Raw genomic sequence first — 17467 nt, forward strand, 5'->3', positions numbered from 1 at the left:
TTTTTTAAAATACTTATGTATTATGTAAAAATTTCTTATGTAAAAAATTCTAATTTTAGGAATAGATGGGCAACTTATTGCCAATACTTAGACTAAAGCAATTTGCTTTAGTAATTTTGAGGAGGAAATACATTGCAAGGTAAGGTTAAATGGTTTAATGCCAACAAAGGCTACGGTTTCATTGAGTCCGAGTCTGGTACCGATGTATTCGTACATTACTCAGCGATTCAGACCGAGGGGTATCGTACCCTGGAGGAAGGTCAACCTGTTGAATTTGATGTAGTGGAAGGGACTCGTGGCCCACAAGCCGCTAATGTTAATAAAATATAATAAAAAAGCCCAGCACGATAGGTTTCAATACTCATCAGAGTGAAACCTACCGCCTGGGCTTTTATCCCTTTCGGTGTAACGTCGAAAAAGACGCCTGTACCGCTTGGACCGAACCAACCCTGAAAAGGTTGTGGAACCCTAGGTACACTTTCCCTCCGTAGTTAGGCAATTACGGTTGCCATGTAGAAACGCCCGGGCCAATTCCCAGGCATATACGGAAACATATTGTATACAAGATCATACTACCAAGACTGAGAAGATTTGTCAACGAGCAAATAGTATTACTGACAAAATGTGATAAGTTCCGAGAAATTGGGAGCTTTTTGTTTTTTAAGGAATACAATAATGTGTAGAAAACTGTCTATTTACTTACACCTTTGCACTAATTTCCATTTTCTAGTTAATTGGTGTGAGTTGGAATATTATCTACATTATCAACAGGAGGAATGTTCATGGTTATTTGCCCATACTGTCAGAAAGAAATAGCTGGAGAGCTTGATACTTGTCCGCACTGCGGTGTCACTATGATCTATTTTTATCAATGCCACCGTTGCCATCAAGAAATTGCTGCTACTGGTATATTAAAATTTTGTCCTCTCTGCGACGCCAATTTTTCCGATCAAATGAACTAACTCACTGCCGAATATAATATACCTCTTGGGCTGGTACTTGGATAAGCTCCCGTTCCGGATAACGTAGGGCAGTTAAATATCCTCCCATGGCACAGCCAGTGTCGATATCAATAGTATTGTTTCTAAATTCAGGCTTTTTCACCGGTGTATGACCATAGACTACTAAGGCTTTGCCCCGGTAGTGTTTTGCCCAATCTCGTCGCACCGGCAAACCATCCGGGGTTACTTGCCCCGTGGTATCCCCGTAGAGACAAAAACTCTCGATCTTTTTACCAACCCTGCCGATCATCTGCTCTTTAATTCCGGCATGAGCAACTACCAAATTTCCATTATCCAGTAGTAAATAGGGAGAGGATCTCTGATAAAAATCAGTAAATGCCTTAGTAAAGATTTCTCTTTCCACAGAGGTAAGCTTCTTTAATTCCTCAACTGTTTTTTCCAAACCATATTTTACCTGCACGGAACGTCCAGCCAAATACCTACTAAGTTTTTTGCAATGGTTTCCCGGTACATATAGGGCATTTCCCATCTGCACCATTAGCATTGCCATTTTTATGCTCTTTAAACTACTGGGACCTCGATCGCCTAGGTCCCCTAGAAAAATAATCTTTCTTCCTGCAGGATGGTAAAAACTATCTTGCTTTTGATGGTAACCCAAAAGAGTCAACATTTCCTTTAACTCAGCCAAACATCCATGAACATCACCGATAATATCAAAGGGACCTTTTTCCTTACTAAGATCAAAGTTCAAGGGATAGTCCTCCTAATCAATGAAAACGCCCGGTAGATACCGGACGTTCTCTACATTAAAAGAAATCTTCCTCATCTTCCTCTGTATTCAGCCAATCGATAACTGGGTCATAGCCGATCACTCCAACAGCGGTAGATTTTAACCCCAGCAAAGTCATACCCTTGCCAAAAAGAGAACCTTTGAAATTTTGGGATCGTCCCAGACCGATAAAAGCTAAGCCACCTACCACGCTAAGAAGGCGTTCAGTGGAATTCATATTTTGCCGCACGGATCTTCACCTCCCTTTTTATTATGGTCTGTGAAGATCAATGTTTACCCCACGAAATTTCTGGTTGCGTTGGTTTTAATTGATAAATATTTCTTCAGAAAATCTTTTTATGGGCTTAAATTCCTGCCAACCACATCGATTGCAGCCGAGTAAATGAGTGCAACACTCTGCTGTATATCCCTGATAACCATCCTCATATATTTTTTGGTCTTCATAGGCACTGTAAGGATCAAAAAAGTCCTGGATCAGTCCATAATCCGCTAATGTATCGCCACAATTGGGACAAATATGGTTTAAAGTATACAGCCTATTACAAAGCACACATACCTTATCCAGGGTTTCTCACCTCTTTTTTACGTAAGCTTTCCCAGATACGTTTATTTGCATGCGGCAAGTCTCTTTTCGCTGAAGAAGCTGCCAGATAAACTCAACGTCTACCCTCGCACTTCAATCGTAACTGCTTCTAGCAAAAACCTTAGCTTTTCTCACAATGAGAGCAATGGGGCACCATTATTTTGCCAGCGAATATCTTCTCTAGTCGATTTACACCTGACCACCGAGAGAGTATATACGTTATTAGCACTGCCAAAATAAGTCTACCTGCTAAAATGATGATTCCATTAGCTCCCACAGCCATAAAAAGTGCCGTATCTTCCAGCACCGAATGACATAACACCAAAAAAACATTAATAAGAAATAAATCCCGCCAGGTTAAATCACCATTTTTAACACTCTCAATAATGACTCCAGCACCATAGGCTAAACCAAAAATTAAACCAATGACTAACGGAAATGCCCCTTTCTGGGATAGACGGAAAAATCTCATAACCGGGGCCATCCAGCCAGCCATTCCATCTAGTACATTCATATCTTTGGCAACTTCCAAGAAGATCATTAGTGGAATGATAATCACAGCCATTTGAAAAACACTTTTAAAACTGCCCTGTAAGGCAGTCCTGATAAATTCAGACCATGCTATAACTTCCATCAGTTACGTCCTCCCCGTTTAAAACCTAGAGTAAAATGTTTACTACGATTCCTGCTATAATAGCTAATAGAATGCGGCTTAGGCCCACAAACCAGGGATTAATGCCGCATTTTCCCGCTACCGCACTTTCCACAATGAGCGAATGAGATAGCAATAGCATTAGGGCCATAATGTTAATCTCCTTACTATTTAATGGCAGGGAAGACATTACGCCCAAGGCCCCATAAATGTTTAGCACATTGCCCACCACCAGAGCTAGAGATGCCTCTCCCGGTAAGCCCACATATTTCATAAAGGGGGAACAAAAATCCGAAATTTGTTTTAAAAGAGGCGTAAAACTTAATAAACTAACCGCTACATAAATCGGCACCACCACCTTAGACAATAGCCAGGTAGTGGACAAACCTTTATAGAAACCTCTCTTAAAGGTATCAAAAGTGACCACGTGAAAAACCTCCCTATTCGAAACATACGTTTTAAATTCCTCATGGATTCAAGCAGTCCTACCAAAAAGAAGCAATCATGTAAGGCCGGTTCAAAATCAGAACCGGCCTTACGCTATATTAACCCATCATTAATTATACAAGGACCCGGTTGTCACCTACCCGGCGGGTCACCCTCTCACGATCAAGGGTTTCCAATAAGGGTAAAATGTACTTGCGAGAGGTATTTAGTAAATCCCTGGTTTGCGCTACTGATAGCTCCCTATTTTGACTAAGATAACCAATAATCATCTGCTTAGCTTCCCGGTAATGCTCTGCAGCAAAGAACAACTCTTCGTCCGCCAATTTTACCAGTTTTTCTGTCCGTAACAGGTACTGTAAATACTCTTGTGCTTCCGTTACCTTGATTTTATTTGATTTTATAATTTCCTGCCAAGAAGGGGGCTGAAATCCACCCTGTTGAACAATGGCTAGCAAGGAATTCACTGTTTTCTGGTAGACTTCCGGCAATTCCTCATTAACAGAAGGATGGGCTAACGTTTTATCCGATAGTTTTATATAGCCCTCCGCTGCTAAGGACTGAAGCAAATATTGAAAGCTTTTACTATTGATAAAAGAAAACTTTCTGGAACGCATTTCTTCCTTAGGGAAACCTTCCCTGAGAGGATACTCCAAGTGATATTGTTTTGCCAATTGTTGAATATTTTTACCCCAATCTTCGTAAACCTGCCAGGAAGCAAAAAGATCCTTCTTTTCAGAGACAATTCTTTTGATCTGTTGATCTTCTACTAGTTTTTGCACACTTACGTTCACTTCTCCCAGAGCTAAACCGATGCCTGTCGCAATATCTTCATCGCTGAATAGTCCCTGTTTACCAGCCAGAAACTGGGCAATTAATTCCTCTGGAGATCCCATTTCTTTCGTAGCCAGAGCTTCCAACACCTCTGGTCGGTAACGCTTATGTTTGGCTGCATTGGCATCAATAACGGTTCCTCCGCCAATGGTACGCATCGGAGAGTAAGAACGAATAACAAAGCGATCCCCTTTACCAGCCACAGCTTGTTCTTCTAATTCCAACTGAGCATAAATTTCTTCACCAGGCCCCAATTCCTCCCGGTCCAGCAACCGAACACGTCCTAAAATCTCATCAGTCCCCAGATAGAGTCTCACCCGGGCTCGATTTTTTAAGGGTTTGGCTGCACTTTCCAGCAACAACAACCGGACATCCATACGGTGGGACGGGTCTACACTGCCGGGGGTAACCAATACATTCCCCCGATGTACCTCTTCCACCTCAACTCCCGTCAGGTTCACTGCCGTTCGCTGCCCAGCTCTGGCCTGCTCCACCTTTTTACCGTGCACTTGCAAAGAACGGATTCTGGATGTCAAACCCTGGGGCGTAATCTCCACGGTATCTCCTAGAGAAATACGGCCAGAAAGTAAAGTACCGGTTACCACTGTACCAAAACCTGTTACCGAGAACACTCTGTCTACAGGTAATCGCAGTTTACCAATACTGACCCGTTCCTCAGTATCTTCAACAAACTGATCAATGGTCTTTAATAATTCTGGAATACCCTGTTTTGTAGTGGAAGAAACAGGGATAATGGGTGCTCCTCTAAGAGAAGTACCCTGAAGATACTCTCTGACTTCCTCGGTTACCAACTCCAACCAGTCTTCATCCACTAGATCCACCTTGGTTAACACAACAATCCCTTTTTTAACCTGCAGCAATTGGATGATATCCACATGCTCTCTAGTTTGGGGCATAACCCCTTCATCGGCGGCAATGACGAGCATAACTAAATCAATACCGCCAACACCTGCCAGCATATTCTTAATAAACCTTTCGTGTCCGGGGACATCCACAATACCAGCTTGCTTGCCACTGGGCAGCTTTAACTCCGCAAAACCCAATTCGATGGATATACCTCTTTCCTTTTCTTCCTTTAACCGATCGGTATCCATACCGGTTAAAGTCTTAATCAGCAAGGTTTTTCCATGGTCAACGTGACCAGCAGTGCCAATAACAATATGTTTCATCTACCGGACACCTCCCCGGAATTAATTACCCTGGCTATCACTTCTGCCAGTAGTTCAACTTCTTCTGGTTGGACTGTACGTAAATCCACTTGATATTTATTGTCTTGCACCCTACCCACCACTGCCGGTTCTGCTAATCGTAATTGAGCCGACATTTCCTCTACCGATAGATGCTGCACCATACAGGTAACTAAATAGGTCGGTAATTCAGCTGTAGGCATAGAGCCCCCACCCACTTGAGATGTGCCGCTGATTACCTGTACTTCGGCGGGGTAAGCTACTTTGGCTTTCAATTGAGCAGCCAGCTCCTCTGCCCTTTTCAACAAAGCACCGGGAGCCTCAGTCAACATTCTTAATGTAGGAATATTTTCTAATACATTATCCTTATCTAGATATTCTCTCAAGGTGGCTTCCAGAGCGGCCACCGTAAACTTATTAATACGGACAGCTCTGGTTAGCGGGTTCTTCTTCATTTTTTCTATCCAATATCGTTTACCAACAATAATGCCAGCCTGGGGCCCACCTAAAAGCTTATCCCCGGAAAAGGTAACCACATCAGCACCGGCAGCTACAACTTCTTGAACACTAGGTTCCTGGGGTAACCCATAAGGAGCCAAATCCACTAAAAAACCGCTACCTAGGTCTGACATCACCGGTATTTGATGTGATTGTCCAATTTGTACTAATTCATTCACCGTTGTTTCCCGGGTAAAACCGACAATTCGGTAGTTGCTGGTATGAACATGCAGCAAGAGTGCTGTATCTTCCGAGATCGCCTTTTGATAATCATGGGGATGGGTCTTATTGGTGGCTCCCACTTCCACTAGCATGGCACCACTCTGTTCCATCACCTCTGGAATTCTAAAAGAACCACCAATCTCCACTAGTTGCCCACGGGATACAATAACCTCTTTTCCCTTAGCCATGGTACCTAAAGCTAATAATACCGCGGCAGCATTGTTATTAACCACCAAAGCAGCTTCAGCACCCGTAAGGCGAGTAATAATTTCTTCCACAGGTTCGTACCGAGAACCTCGCCTGCCTGTGTTAAGGTTGATTTCTAAATTACAAAAGGAGGATGCGACTGCATCTACCGCATCCCTAGCAGCATAAGACATTAGGGCTCGTCCCAGGTTAGTATGCAGTACCACTCCTGTGGCATTAATAACACGCCGTAAATTAGGTTTTGTTTCCGCAGCAATCAGATCCGAAGTTTTTTTAACTACCAGTTGATAAATATCTTCAGGAGAACCGGTATAACTGCCGGATAAAATCTCCTGCCTTAAGCCTTCGATGGTCTTCCGAACTGCATCAACCACTACTGTCCGGGGTCGTGTTTGCAGTAAATTGAGGATTATTGAGTTTTTCATCAGATCATCAACCTTCGGCAATGATCTCAACAATGATTTGTCAATCGGCAGTTCCATGCTATTCCTCCATACCTACATGCTTTTTCCATTATAGGGTAAAATATGGCTAAAATGCAAGAAACCCAGCCTAAGCTGGGTTGATGGCGACTGACTACTGATTTTTCATAATTTGCATAAGTACTTTTTCCGTGCTAACTAAGTGGTTCATCATAACATGGCGCGCTTCTGTTTGATCACCTTTTTTTATCGCCTGATAGATTTGTTCATGATGTTGGTATAGGATCTCCGAAGTTTCTTGACTCTGATAAAGTCTTTCTCTAACAGCTTTCATGACATTCTCCATGGTCTCAGAGACAGAATTCATTATTCTTATCAGCAAGGAATTATGGGCAGCATCGGTAACTGCATAGTGAAGTTTTAAGTCATTTACCTCTCCTGAGACTCCTTTGACAATATCTTGATGCATTTTGTCCAGCCAATATTTTATTTTTTGAATATCCTCTTCGGTTCGGCGTAAGGCAGCTAGTGCGGCAGCCTCAGTCTCGACGATCTTTCTTAATTCCAGCAACTCAAAAAGAGTGTCTTTGCCGGTTACCACAGCCAGAGACATGATATCCGTCATGGATTTGGTACCTATTTCCCTGACAAAGGTTCCTTCACCCGGCCTAATCTCTATAATGCCGATGGCTTCCAACGCTCGATAGGCTTCTCGCACCGCCGACCTACCAACTTGCAAACGTTCGGCTAATTCTCTTTCCGGCATAAGCTTGCTACCAGGAGTAAGTTCACCATGCGCAATCATAGCTTTGATTTGACTAACAATTTCTTCGTATATCTTTTTAGGTCTTATAGGTTTAAATTCCAAGTCATCACCCCTGACAAATTACACCGTATTTGAATGTTTACTATTAATAATAATACAGCCAAGTAACAAGTGCAAAGGCATATTTTACTTTCTAAATAGAAAAAGCCGACTGGCATGTCTGTGGCCTTTATCCTAATGTCATAACCTAAGAAAATAGGCAAAATTTTAGTTTTCTCAAATTCACATTCACAGAATTTTTATACAGTTTAAGTGTTTAGAATAACCCAGCTTTAGCCGGGTTATCGTATCTCGTGCTCATTGTTTAGAAAGTAATATTCTTTCTGCCAACTCCTTTTCTGCTTGGGATAAATGATGTAACATAGCTGAACGTGCAGTTTGCTCATTTCCCTTAGCAATGGCTTCATAGATTGTCGCGTGCTGACCATAAAGTATTTCTGGAGTAGCAGCGGTTTGATACAGATTCTCTCTTACTACTTTCATCTCTGTCTGCATAGTTTCTGAGATAGAGTCCATTAAACGAGATAAAAGTGAGTTATGAGCTGCATTTGTGATGGCATAATGAAATTTCATGTCAGAAACATCGCCTAGATTACCCTTCTCAATATCAGCCTTCATACAATCAAGCCAGGTTCTAATAATTATTAAATCTTCTTCCGTCCTACGTATGGCTGCTAAAGCAGCAACTTCTGTTTCTATAATTTTTCTTAATTCCAGCAGTTCAAATAAAGTATTCTTACCGGTTACTACTGCCCAAGTCATAATATCAGCCATCGGTTTATTGCCAATTTCACAAACAAAGGTTCCCTCACCGGGCCTAATTTCTATAACTCCTAATGCCTCTAAAGCACGATAGGCCTCACGTACAGCGGAGCGACCTACTTGAAGTCGCTCCGCCAACTCCCTTTCGGGAAGGAGTTTATCATCTGGATGTAGCTCGCCTCGAGTGATCATTCCTTTGATCTGTTCTACAATCTCTTCATAGACTTTTTTTGCTTTGATTGGTTTGAATTCCACAAGCAGCACTCCAGGTTATTTTTCAACAGCTCTACTATCTTTCGATATAACATAGGTTATCATATCATTTACGAATCCCTTGTGTAAGAGAAAGTTATGGAATCCTAGGATTCCATAACTTTCTTAGACCTTTTAGTGAACGCTAATTTTAGCACTGTCCTTAGCAAAATTACCGTTACCCTTTTGCTTGTAAGCGTAGACGGAAATCACTACTACTACAACAGCAGTGCCTAACAGAATCATAGTACCCTGGCTGTGTAAAGCGGCGGCTGCAGCCTTGGCAGCTTCTGGAGAGATACTAGCCGCTGCTTGTTTAGCGGTTTCGTAAACAGGAATCATCCAAGTGAGCACATAGGCTTGCAGATAAGTTATTACACAAATAAACGCGGTAAAGAACAAACTGTGCAGTACGGTGAAGCGGAACAGATTGCCTTCTTTACCTACCAAGTTACAAGCAGCAGTGGCCACAGCGATAGACTGAGGAGAAATCATCTTAGCGGCAACACCACCGGAGCTGTTAGCAGCAACGGTCAGAACAGGATCTACACCGATCTCAGTGGCAGTAACCGCCTGCATTTTACCAAACAATGCGTTAGCAGAGGTATCAGAACCGGTTACAAACACACCTATCCAACCCAAAATGGGAGAAACTAGCGGGAACAACGCACCGGTTACGGTGAAAGCTTTACCCAGGGTAGGAGTCATACCGGACCAGTTAGCAACATAAGAGAAACCTAATACACAAGCAATGGTAGTTAACGGGAAAGCCAAGCTTTTCACGGTTTCAGTAAAGGTCTTCACAAAATCACTAACGCTAATTTTGAGAATAACGGCTGTAATAATGGCGGAAAGTAAGATGGCAGTGCCAGCAGCAGACAGATAGTTAAATTTGTAAATTACTTCAATTGGCTTGCCACCAGATAAAATTACGTTGTTAATAGCATCAAAGGGGATTTTGACAGTAACTGTATCCAACAAACTTTTTACGGAATTAAGACCCCAGTCACCAATGAGAATCGTCAGGATGATAAAGGGGGACCAGGCCTTAGCAATGGCACCAAAGGAATGGTTTCTTATTTCCAAAGTGGCAGCGGGTTCATCTTTAAAGCGCCAGATATTCTTGGGTTTCCAACTTCTCAGGAAGAAAACCATGGCTACGATGGAAACTAGAGAAGAAATAATATCGGGAAGCATAGGGCTCAAGTAGTTGGCAGAAAACCACTGGGCAACTGCGAAGGAAATACCACAAACCAGGATCGCAGGCATAACTTCTTTGGCACCTTTCCAACCAGCCATTATAAATACCAGCCAGAAAGGAACAAGTACGGACAAGAAAGGCAACTGACGACCAACCATCTGAGAAATGGCCATGGCATCAATACCAGAAACAGCACCAGCAGTAATAATGGGAATACCAATGCCACCGAAGGCAACAGGAGCGGTGTTAGCAATTAAGCACAGACCAGCAGCATACAAGGGGTTAAAGCCTAAGCCCACCAGCATACCGGCGGTAATGGCTACCGGGGTACCAAAGCCCGCAGCACCTTCCAGGAAGGCACCGAAGCAAAAGGCAATTAGCAATGCTTGTAAACGTCGGTCATCGGTGATGGCCGCAATAGAATCTTTAATAATTTCAAACTGCCCACTTTTAACAGTTAACTGATATAAGAATACGGCAGTTAATACAATCCAGCCAATGGGGAACAAGCCGTATAATGCACCGTAGATTGAGGACCAGATAGCCAGTCCAGCAGGCATATCATGGACAAATACAGCAATAATAATGGCTAGAAGTAAAGTAATACCTCCTGCAATATGGCCTTTCATTCTAGCAATGGCCAGAGCATAGAACATAAATAGGATAGGAATAGCAGCCACAAGGGCAGAAAGGAATAAATTATCTAAGGGATTAATTACTTGAGTCCATGGCATATGATCTTGTCTCCTTTACTATGTTGTGTGATAGACTGCAAGTTTTTCGTTTTAGCAAGCAAATAATAACAAAATACAATTAGCATAAAATTAGAAAAATTGCGATAACATAAAACGCTTAACGATGCTCTTTTTTCCCCTACCACCTCCATACATATTTTTTATGGCTTTAGACCTGTTAGCCTATTGGCTAAATGGTATGACCGCCAAAACACACTTATTTAGCCATTTTTACAACCCCAGGATCCTTTGCCCATGACAGAAGATTATATAAATTCTTAACACTTATGGGCACCAAGGGTAAAACTTATGCCGTTGTGTGAACACTGCTGGCATAATTGGTTCTTCTACCTTACTCCATTAATATTCTTAATTGTGTTTCAATTTCCGTAATTCATATTATAGTAACTATTGGTTTGCTAGTCAACCATTAAGATGGTCTGACCACTTGTAATAATAACGACATTTCGACAAATTTTTATAAAACCCCTGCTAAATCAAACATATTTTTAAAAAATTTTTACTTTTATGACCATTTACCGTACATTATTGATTTTATTTAGTAGACAATTTTCAAAATGTATAAAAAGTCTGTTGCACAATGAAATAACAACCGATTGCTAAAGGTAAAACCAAAAGTCGAGGTCAAAAAAGAGTGGGAGTGTCACAAAAAAGCGTTTTGCGACACTCCCAGCTTACCTTTAATCATCTTCGCTTTATATATCGATGTTAGCTACACTCTAAATTTACTAGTAATCTGAGTTAATCTTTCCGCCAACTGGGAAAACAACTGCACAGAGGAAGCTACCTCTTGCATTGCTGCTGTAGACTCTTCTGCAGACTTTGCTACCTCAGAAATTGAGTTACATGTTTCTTGGGCACTCTCTGTTATTTCCTCAATCTTGCTAGTCAAGTCTTGTACCTTGTCGATAATATTGTAAAAGGATTTGCCAGTTTCATTAACCACATTCACACCTTGCTCTACTTTGTCGACACTCTCAAACATAACCTTAACAGATCTTTCGGATTCATTCTGTATTTCTGTAACTAATGCTGTAATTTCCCTAGCTGCCTCAGCTGATCCTTCTGCTAACTTCCGCACTTCCTCAGCAACTACGGCAAAACCACGTCCCTGGTCACCTGCCCTGGCTGCCTCAATAGCAGCATTTAAAGCAAGTAAATTTGTTTGTTCTGCAATTGATGTGATTGTTTCAATTATTTGACCAATCTTTCCAGCAGTAGTATTAAGTTGTTTGACTACTTCCGCAATATTGTTAGTGGCAGTACTAATGTCATCCATCTGATTCGTTACACTGATAATGTTGTTTTGTCCTCTTTCCGCTTCCCTAGATGCATCAATAATGGCCTCTTTCATAGTCTGTGTACTTTGAACTGTTTTCTCCACTGTCAAAGTTATATTAGCAGTGGTTGCACTGGTTTCGGTAGCTATAGCAGATGTTTCTTCTGCATTAGCACTTAATTCTTCAGAATAGGCTGCTAAATTGGTTGCGTTATCCCGAATATCCGTGACAATCTCTTTTAGATTATTAACCATCCCGCTGATGGGCCCGGCAAGTGCTCCTAATTCTGCGCTTGTCTCTGTGAAATCCATTGTTAGGTCACCATTTGCAACCACCTGTAGGTTTTTCTCCAGCGCCGTCATTGGACTCAAGATCCTAGAGAGAATTGCATATGTGGCTATTATTATGAGTACAAAGGTAATTAAGAAGACAATTATCAGCATATTTATGATTTTGCTATGCTGTTTAATTACCTCAGTGCGGTCAAAATTACACTTTACATAAGCAATAGCCTTACCCTGAAAGTCTTTCACTGGGATGATTATAGCTGTGTTAGCCCCCTCACTGATGACATCCCATTTTCCACCAGCCATGATCTCTTGTACTTTTTCACTTTTTGTATTAAAGGAATCCTTCTCAGCGGTACCTATCAGAAAACCTTGTTTACTTTTATCATCCCAGGCTACAGAATCCTTAATATTTAAGTAAAAAAACACCTCTCCACCCGATGCTTCTTTCCACTTATTCAGTAAATCTTTCGTTAAAGACATACCATATTCTACTGAGCCATTCAGGTATTTTCCATCCATAAACATGGGGGCTACTACTCTGAAGCCAATGCCTCCTTTGCCTTCTTCCAAACCGACCATAAGGGCTTTACTCTTATTGGCCTCAACAACTGTTGCTCTAAACGATGACAGATCATCACCGTATTTTTCCAAAGAATGTAACCTTAAAAAGGCAATGGCTGGAGCGTCGTGAAATTGAAACTGCTCAACGCCTTCACCTTTCACTTGTTCCCATGTGCCAATGGTAAGTGCGGTAAGTCTTTCCCTATCCCGTTCAGCAAAAGCTTTCTGAATTTCCGGGTTGTTTACAATAGGCATTAAAGCCATCTTTGCTTTATTTGAAATACCGTCAATGTCACCTAGAATTCTTTTACTAATCATATCGTATTTGTTTTTTTCTTGATCGTGGATTAAATTATTAACTTGTGCGTTATTAATAGTGTACATGCAGACCATTGCTATAACAAAAACACCTGCTATCACCGCAATAATGGGTTTTAGCATTTTTGACTTAAGAGATGAACTCTGCCTCATTCTTATACTCCCCCAATCGATACACTAAAGCAAAATCTAGAAGTACTGTAAAATATTGTCCCTATGTAACTAATGCTATCTTTCCCCAACATTCACGAATAACACCTTAACTATCTGGCTAGTTGCCTCCCTAGTAGCCAGAGTGTAAAATTCCGGAGACTTGCTATTAAATAAAATTTAGTAAAGTGTTACTTTTACGATTACCGATAGTCAATTTTTCTATCTTAGCCCCCCTAAAAAACAAAATACACCAAATAGCTCTGGTGTATTTAAGAAACCTGGCAATCATCGTCATTAGTGACCTTAGACCCATGGTTTTGCGTCCTTAGCTTTCGCTTAAGTTTGCCCGGATTATTTTACCATATTCTATTATAAAATAACTAAAAAATAAATAGTTTTTAACATCTTACCTATAGATTAATTTTGTATTAGTAAATAACAGAAGCTATTTCCACTCAGCAGACTAATAGTTTAAAGTAAATGTATCTATAAACATGATGAAACCCTTGAAGTCATTTCAAGGGTTTCAATTAGCAAGAAATATCAATCTATCATTCATAGCACAGCCAAACGTGACAGCTCCAGTTTCATAAAATCTCTATACTTTTAGCCTATTCAAGGAATAGGTTGGTTACATTTGTCTTTACTAGCTCACCATATAACTCCGGTCTTCTCCCATTTAAATAAAAGCTATTTGCCATAGACATACTGTCTTGATTCCTAATAAGATTAATTTTAGTAGAATCTAATTTTGCTATAAGCATAGATTCTGCCCCGTTAAAATCTTCGGCTATCACTTTTCCTTTGGGATCAATCACCATGGCCCCACCGCAGTAACTATGCCCTGTTCCATCATCACCCACCAAATTACATGCAGCTACAAAGACACAATTATCATAGGCTCTGGCAACCAGATATTTCAACCAAATATCTTTGCGATCACCCACCATGGTCGGAGATGCATGGGGTGTGAAAATGATTTCTGCTCCCCGTAAAGACAAAATAGTGGTCATTTCAGGAAAATGCATATCAAAGCAAATCTGAATACCTAAGCTAGCCTTAGGGGTGTTAAAAATACTAATTTCATTCCCCATAGAATAATGGGGTTGTTCACTTCTCCCTAAATGAGTTTTACGATATTTGAGGATACTCCCATCTGTATTGGCTACCAATTGAGTGATAAAGGGTTTATCACTATCGTTTTTTTCAGCCATGCCTAAAATTATTGTGATTTTTTTCTCTTTAGCCATTTGCTTTACCTTATGAATGAAAGCACTCTTCTCCAGATCAATAGCAAGGTTTGTCAGGGGCTGCCTACTATATCCCTGTAGACACATTTCAGGAAAACATATGATATCTGCATTTTTAGATGATGCCGCTTGTACATAATGCTCAATCTTATTTAAATTTTCCTGGATTTGTCCCAGTCTAGACTGCATTTGCACAAGGGCAATAGTGGTATCTTGCAAAACAAGGTTACCTCCGTAGCTTTATGCTTTGCCCACATTTTTTAGTATTTCAGTAATTTGTTGGTGTTTATTCATGGTATACAGGTGAATGCCATCTACTCCGTTATTTAGTAGATCCTCCACCTGCCGGCTTGCATATTCTATACCTGCCTTTTCCATATCCTCTGGGTTGTCACCATACTTGTCTACCATAATCAGTAACTTAGCAGGCATAGAAGCACCACACAGGGTGATCATTCTTTTAATTTGTTTACTATTAAGCACAGGCATAATGCCTGGGGATACAGGACACGTAATGCCAATTCTACGCGCATTTTCGATAAAGTTATAGAAAATGCGATTGTCAAAATATATTTGAGTAACCAGAAAATCTACACCTTGGTCTACTTTGTGTTTTAACCATGTTAAATCTTCACTAAGACGAAGACAATGGATATGTCCCTCCGGGTAAGCGGCAGCCCCCACAGACATAGCACTGCTGTTCTTAATATGCTTTACTAGATTAGAAGCGTATTTAAAGTCGCAAGTAGAGAAATCGTAATTGGGTTGATCTGCCGGCGGGTCACCCCTGAGAGCTAAGACATTTTCAATATTCTCTGCCTCGAGATCTTTTAGAATCTGATTAATTTCCACAGTGGTGTGACCTACGCAGGTTAAATGAGCCAGAGCCTCCACGTTGTATTGGTTTTTAATGCGAGAAGCGATCTCTCTCGTTCTATCCCTGCTGCTCCCCCCTGCACCATAAGTAACACTAATGTAGTCTGGATTCAATTTAATCATTTCTTCCAAAGTGTTAAAAATGCTTTCGATAGGGGTAGTATTTTTAGGCGGAAATATTTCAAAGGATATAACTGGCTTTTTTTCTTGAAATAAATTGGCTATCTTCACTGTTTCATCACCTTATCTTTTTCATTTCGTAAATTGAACTATATCTATTTTATTATAGCTTGGTAATCAATGTTATGAAACATCAAATCTACCCTGCCTCATATTGTATATTGTATTTTAATTGTAATTACGATATATTTCACTTTTCTTACAACATTCTTAACTCTTGCTTGATGGTCTTGTTTATTCATTTGGGTAATATTATACTAATAACTGGCAAGAATAGAATAGATTCTTACTTATAAAAGGAGGTCAATCATGTCTACTGAAAATAATTTAAAAGCAGCCTTCGCTGGAGAATCCCAAGCAAATCGTAAATACTTAGCCTTTGCTGCTAAAGCTGATCAAGAAGGTTATCCTGCAGTAGCTAAGTTATTTAGAGCTGCCGCAGAAGCGGAAGCCATCCATGCCTTAAGTGAATTAAAGGCTCTGGGAGGGATTAAATCCACCGCCGAAAACCTGCAGGCTGCCATTGAAGGGGAAACCTATGAATTTACAGAAATGTACCCCGGCTTTATTCAAAGTGCAGAGACTGAAGGCAATAATCTGGCTAAACGTGCCTTCCACTTTGCCAACGAAGCGGAACAAGTCCATGCCGAACTCTATAAAAAAGCCCTAGAAGCATTGGAAAATAAAGATAATATCGATTACTATCTCTGTCCCGTGTGTGGCTATATTCATGAACGTACCAATCCAGATAAATGCCCCATTTGCGGTGCCAACGGCAGTGCTTTTAAAAACCTAGGGTAACAGCCCTAAGTAAAAGGAATGTCGCAAAACTACTTTTTGCGACATTCCTTTTTTGGCTGCCAGTCATCGGCCAATTCATAACATCGGGGGCATATGCAACAGTCCTTGCCCTGTGCCCTGCCTGGTTACCTTGGCATATTTTAAATTACGGCTTTATCTAAAATTTTGGCCAATGCTTTAAAGTGTTCGTCCTTCCGCATCATCTCCGGAATAGCAGAGCATGTATTTTCAGCCATCTGAATAGTCCAAGAAGCTACCTTTGTACCATAGGTCACTGCCTCACTAAGGGGGCGATTGCAAGTTAACCCCATAACTGTGCCCGAAAAAAATGCATCCCCCGCGCCACTGGTGTCAACCACACGGGTTGGCAGTGCCGGTTGATATCCTATCTCCCCGGTTTTACTATCATAGTAAACCGCCCCTCTATCACCCAGGGTAACCACCATTGCTCTCAGTTTGGCCTTGCCTACAAATGACTTTAACTCTTCCTGAATGACAGTCATGTCTTGTCCAGAGATTTCTTTGCCAATCAGCTTGGCAGCCTCAATCTCGTTACAGATAAAACAATCCGTAAAAAGTAACAATTCAGGATTACCTAATATCACTTCCAAATTACCCGGTATGCCATATACTGGCTTTCCTTGGGATTGGGCAATCTCAACCACTTGATAAGAAATATTTCTGTTAAGATCTAATTCCAACACAACGTGGCTGCAGGTCTCCATTATCCGGGACCCCTTTTCCACAATATGTTTCTCCAAAAGCTTTAAGTCAGGCATTTGTGATATGGAACCAGCTAAATCACCCTTCTGGTCTAAAATGGCCAGCCACATACCCATTCCCTTTTCATCCACGAAGGTTAAATATTCCGTATTTACCTTCGTTCTTTGTAGTCTACTGATAACTTCTTTTCCTAAGGCAGAGTTATCTACTGTTGACACAAAAAAGGTTGATAGCCCTAAATACGCCAGATTTTCTGCTACATTTCGTCCCACTCCACCATGAAAAAAACGAATATCACCGAGATTTCGACCATAGGGGTCGTATTGATGTTTGGAAAATCCTTTGCAATCCATAAAAGTGGTCCCAATAACAGCTATTTTAGGTTTCATAATTCCCTCACTCATAGAAATTTTCTAA

Annotated in this window: 16 protein-coding genes and 2 riboswitches; of the genes, 3 read left to right on the forward strand and 13 right to left on the reverse strand. The window is 41.0% G+C overall.

What is annotated here, in order from left to right; translation table 11 throughout:
* Positions 1-132: 132 nt before the first annotated feature.
* Positions 133-330, forward strand: coding sequence for a cold shock domain-containing protein (locus BUA78_RS03635; protein WP_072911062.1), 198 nt, complete (start codon positions 133-135; stop codon positions 328-330).
* A gap of 138 nt (positions 331-468) precedes the next feature.
* Positions 469-568, reverse strand: a riboswitch (purine riboswitch).
* Between the two features lie 214 nt (positions 569-782).
* Positions 783-962, forward strand: a complete 180-nt coding sequence (locus BUA78_RS03640; protein ID WP_072911063.1) for a zinc ribbon domain-containing protein — start codon at positions 783-785, stop codon at positions 960-962.
* A gap of 1 nt (position 963) precedes the next feature.
* Here BUA78_RS03640 and prpE read toward each other — a convergent pair whose 3' ends face one another.
* The 12 genes from prpE to metF form a co-directional block, all read right to left on the reverse strand.
* Complete coding sequence (gene prpE, locus BUA78_RS03645) at positions 964-1713, reverse strand: bis(5'-nucleosyl)-tetraphosphatase PrpE (RefSeq protein WP_072911064.1); 750 nt, start codon at positions 1711-1713, stop codon at positions 964-966.
* Between the two features lie 55 nt (positions 1714-1768).
* Entirely contained in the window at positions 1769-1981 is a 213-nt protein-coding gene (locus BUA78_RS03650) for a YgaP family membrane protein (RefSeq protein ID WP_072911065.1), read from the reverse strand.
* Between the two features lie 475 nt (positions 1982-2456).
* On the reverse strand, positions 2457-2969 hold the full coding sequence (locus BUA78_RS03660) for a nucleoside recognition domain-containing protein (RefSeq protein WP_072911067.1): 513 nt from the start codon (positions 2967-2969) through the stop codon (positions 2457-2459).
* A 25-nt stretch (positions 2970-2994) separates the two neighbouring features.
* Positions 2995-3414, reverse strand: a complete 420-nt coding sequence (locus BUA78_RS03665; RefSeq protein WP_072911068.1) for a nucleoside recognition domain-containing protein — start codon at positions 3412-3414, stop codon at positions 2995-2997.
* Positions 3415-3547: 133 nt separating this feature from the next.
* On the reverse strand, positions 3548-5455 hold the full coding sequence (gene selB, locus BUA78_RS03670) for a selenocysteine-specific translation elongation factor (protein WP_072911069.1): 1908 nt from the start codon (positions 5453-5455) through the stop codon (positions 3548-3550).
* Positions 5452-6882 (reverse strand): L-seryl-tRNA(Sec) selenium transferase, encoded by a 1431-nt coding sequence (selA, locus tag BUA78_RS03675; RefSeq protein WP_072911071.1) that lies wholly within the window; start codon positions 6880-6882, stop codon positions 5452-5454. The genes selB and selA overlap by 4 nt, the downstream gene beginning before the upstream one ends.
* A gap of 94 nt (positions 6883-6976) precedes the next feature.
* Positions 6977-7690, reverse strand: a complete 714-nt coding sequence (locus BUA78_RS03680) for a FadR/GntR family transcriptional regulator (protein WP_072911072.1) — start codon at positions 7688-7690, stop codon at positions 6977-6979.
* 255 nt (positions 7691-7945) lie between these two features.
* Positions 7946-8665: a FadR/GntR family transcriptional regulator gene (locus tag BUA78_RS03685; RefSeq protein WP_072911074.1), complete on the reverse strand. Its 720-nt coding sequence runs from the start codon at positions 8663-8665 to the stop codon at positions 7946-7948.
* Positions 8666-8797: 132 nt separating this feature from the next.
* Positions 8798-10597, reverse strand: a complete 1800-nt coding sequence (locus BUA78_RS03690; RefSeq protein WP_072911076.1) for an L-lactate permease — start codon at positions 10595-10597, stop codon at positions 8798-8800.
* A 733-nt stretch (positions 10598-11330) separates the two neighbouring features.
* Positions 11331-13220: a methyl-accepting chemotaxis protein gene (locus BUA78_RS03695; protein ID WP_072911077.1), complete on the reverse strand. Its 1890-nt coding sequence runs from the start codon at positions 13218-13220 to the stop codon at positions 11331-11333.
* 269 nt (positions 13221-13489) lie between these two features.
* Positions 13490-13577: riboswitch (cyclic di-GMP riboswitch) on the reverse strand.
* A gap of 254 nt (positions 13578-13831) precedes the next feature.
* Entirely contained in the window at positions 13832-14689 is an 858-nt protein-coding gene (locus BUA78_RS03700; RefSeq protein ID WP_072911079.1) for a nitrilase-related carbon-nitrogen hydrolase, read from the reverse strand.
* Positions 14690-14710: 21 nt separating this feature from the next.
* Positions 14711-15577 (reverse strand): methylenetetrahydrofolate reductase [NAD(P)H], encoded by an 867-nt coding sequence (metF, locus tag BUA78_RS03705; RefSeq protein ID WP_072911080.1) that lies wholly within the window; start codon positions 15575-15577, stop codon positions 14711-14713.
* Positions 15578-15835: 258 nt separating this feature from the next.
* On the opposite strand from metF, the gene BUA78_RS03710 reads away from it, so the two are divergent.
* Positions 15836-16327: a rubrerythrin family protein gene (locus BUA78_RS03710; protein ID WP_072911082.1), complete on the forward strand. Its 492-nt coding sequence runs from the start codon at positions 15836-15838 to the stop codon at positions 16325-16327.
* Between the two features lie 140 nt (positions 16328-16467).
* On the opposite strand, the gene BUA78_RS03715 is transcribed toward BUA78_RS03710, so the two are convergent.
* Positions 16468-17439, reverse strand: coding sequence for a carbohydrate kinase family protein (locus BUA78_RS03715; protein WP_072911083.1), 972 nt, complete (start codon positions 17437-17439; stop codon positions 16468-16470).
* Positions 17440-17467: the final 28 nt, after the last annotated feature.

It is taken from the genome of Desulforamulus aeronauticus DSM 10349 (assembly GCF_900142375.1).
Classification (GTDB): Bacteria; Bacillota; Desulfotomaculia; order Desulfotomaculales; family Desulfotomaculaceae; genus Desulfotomaculum; species Desulfotomaculum aeronauticum.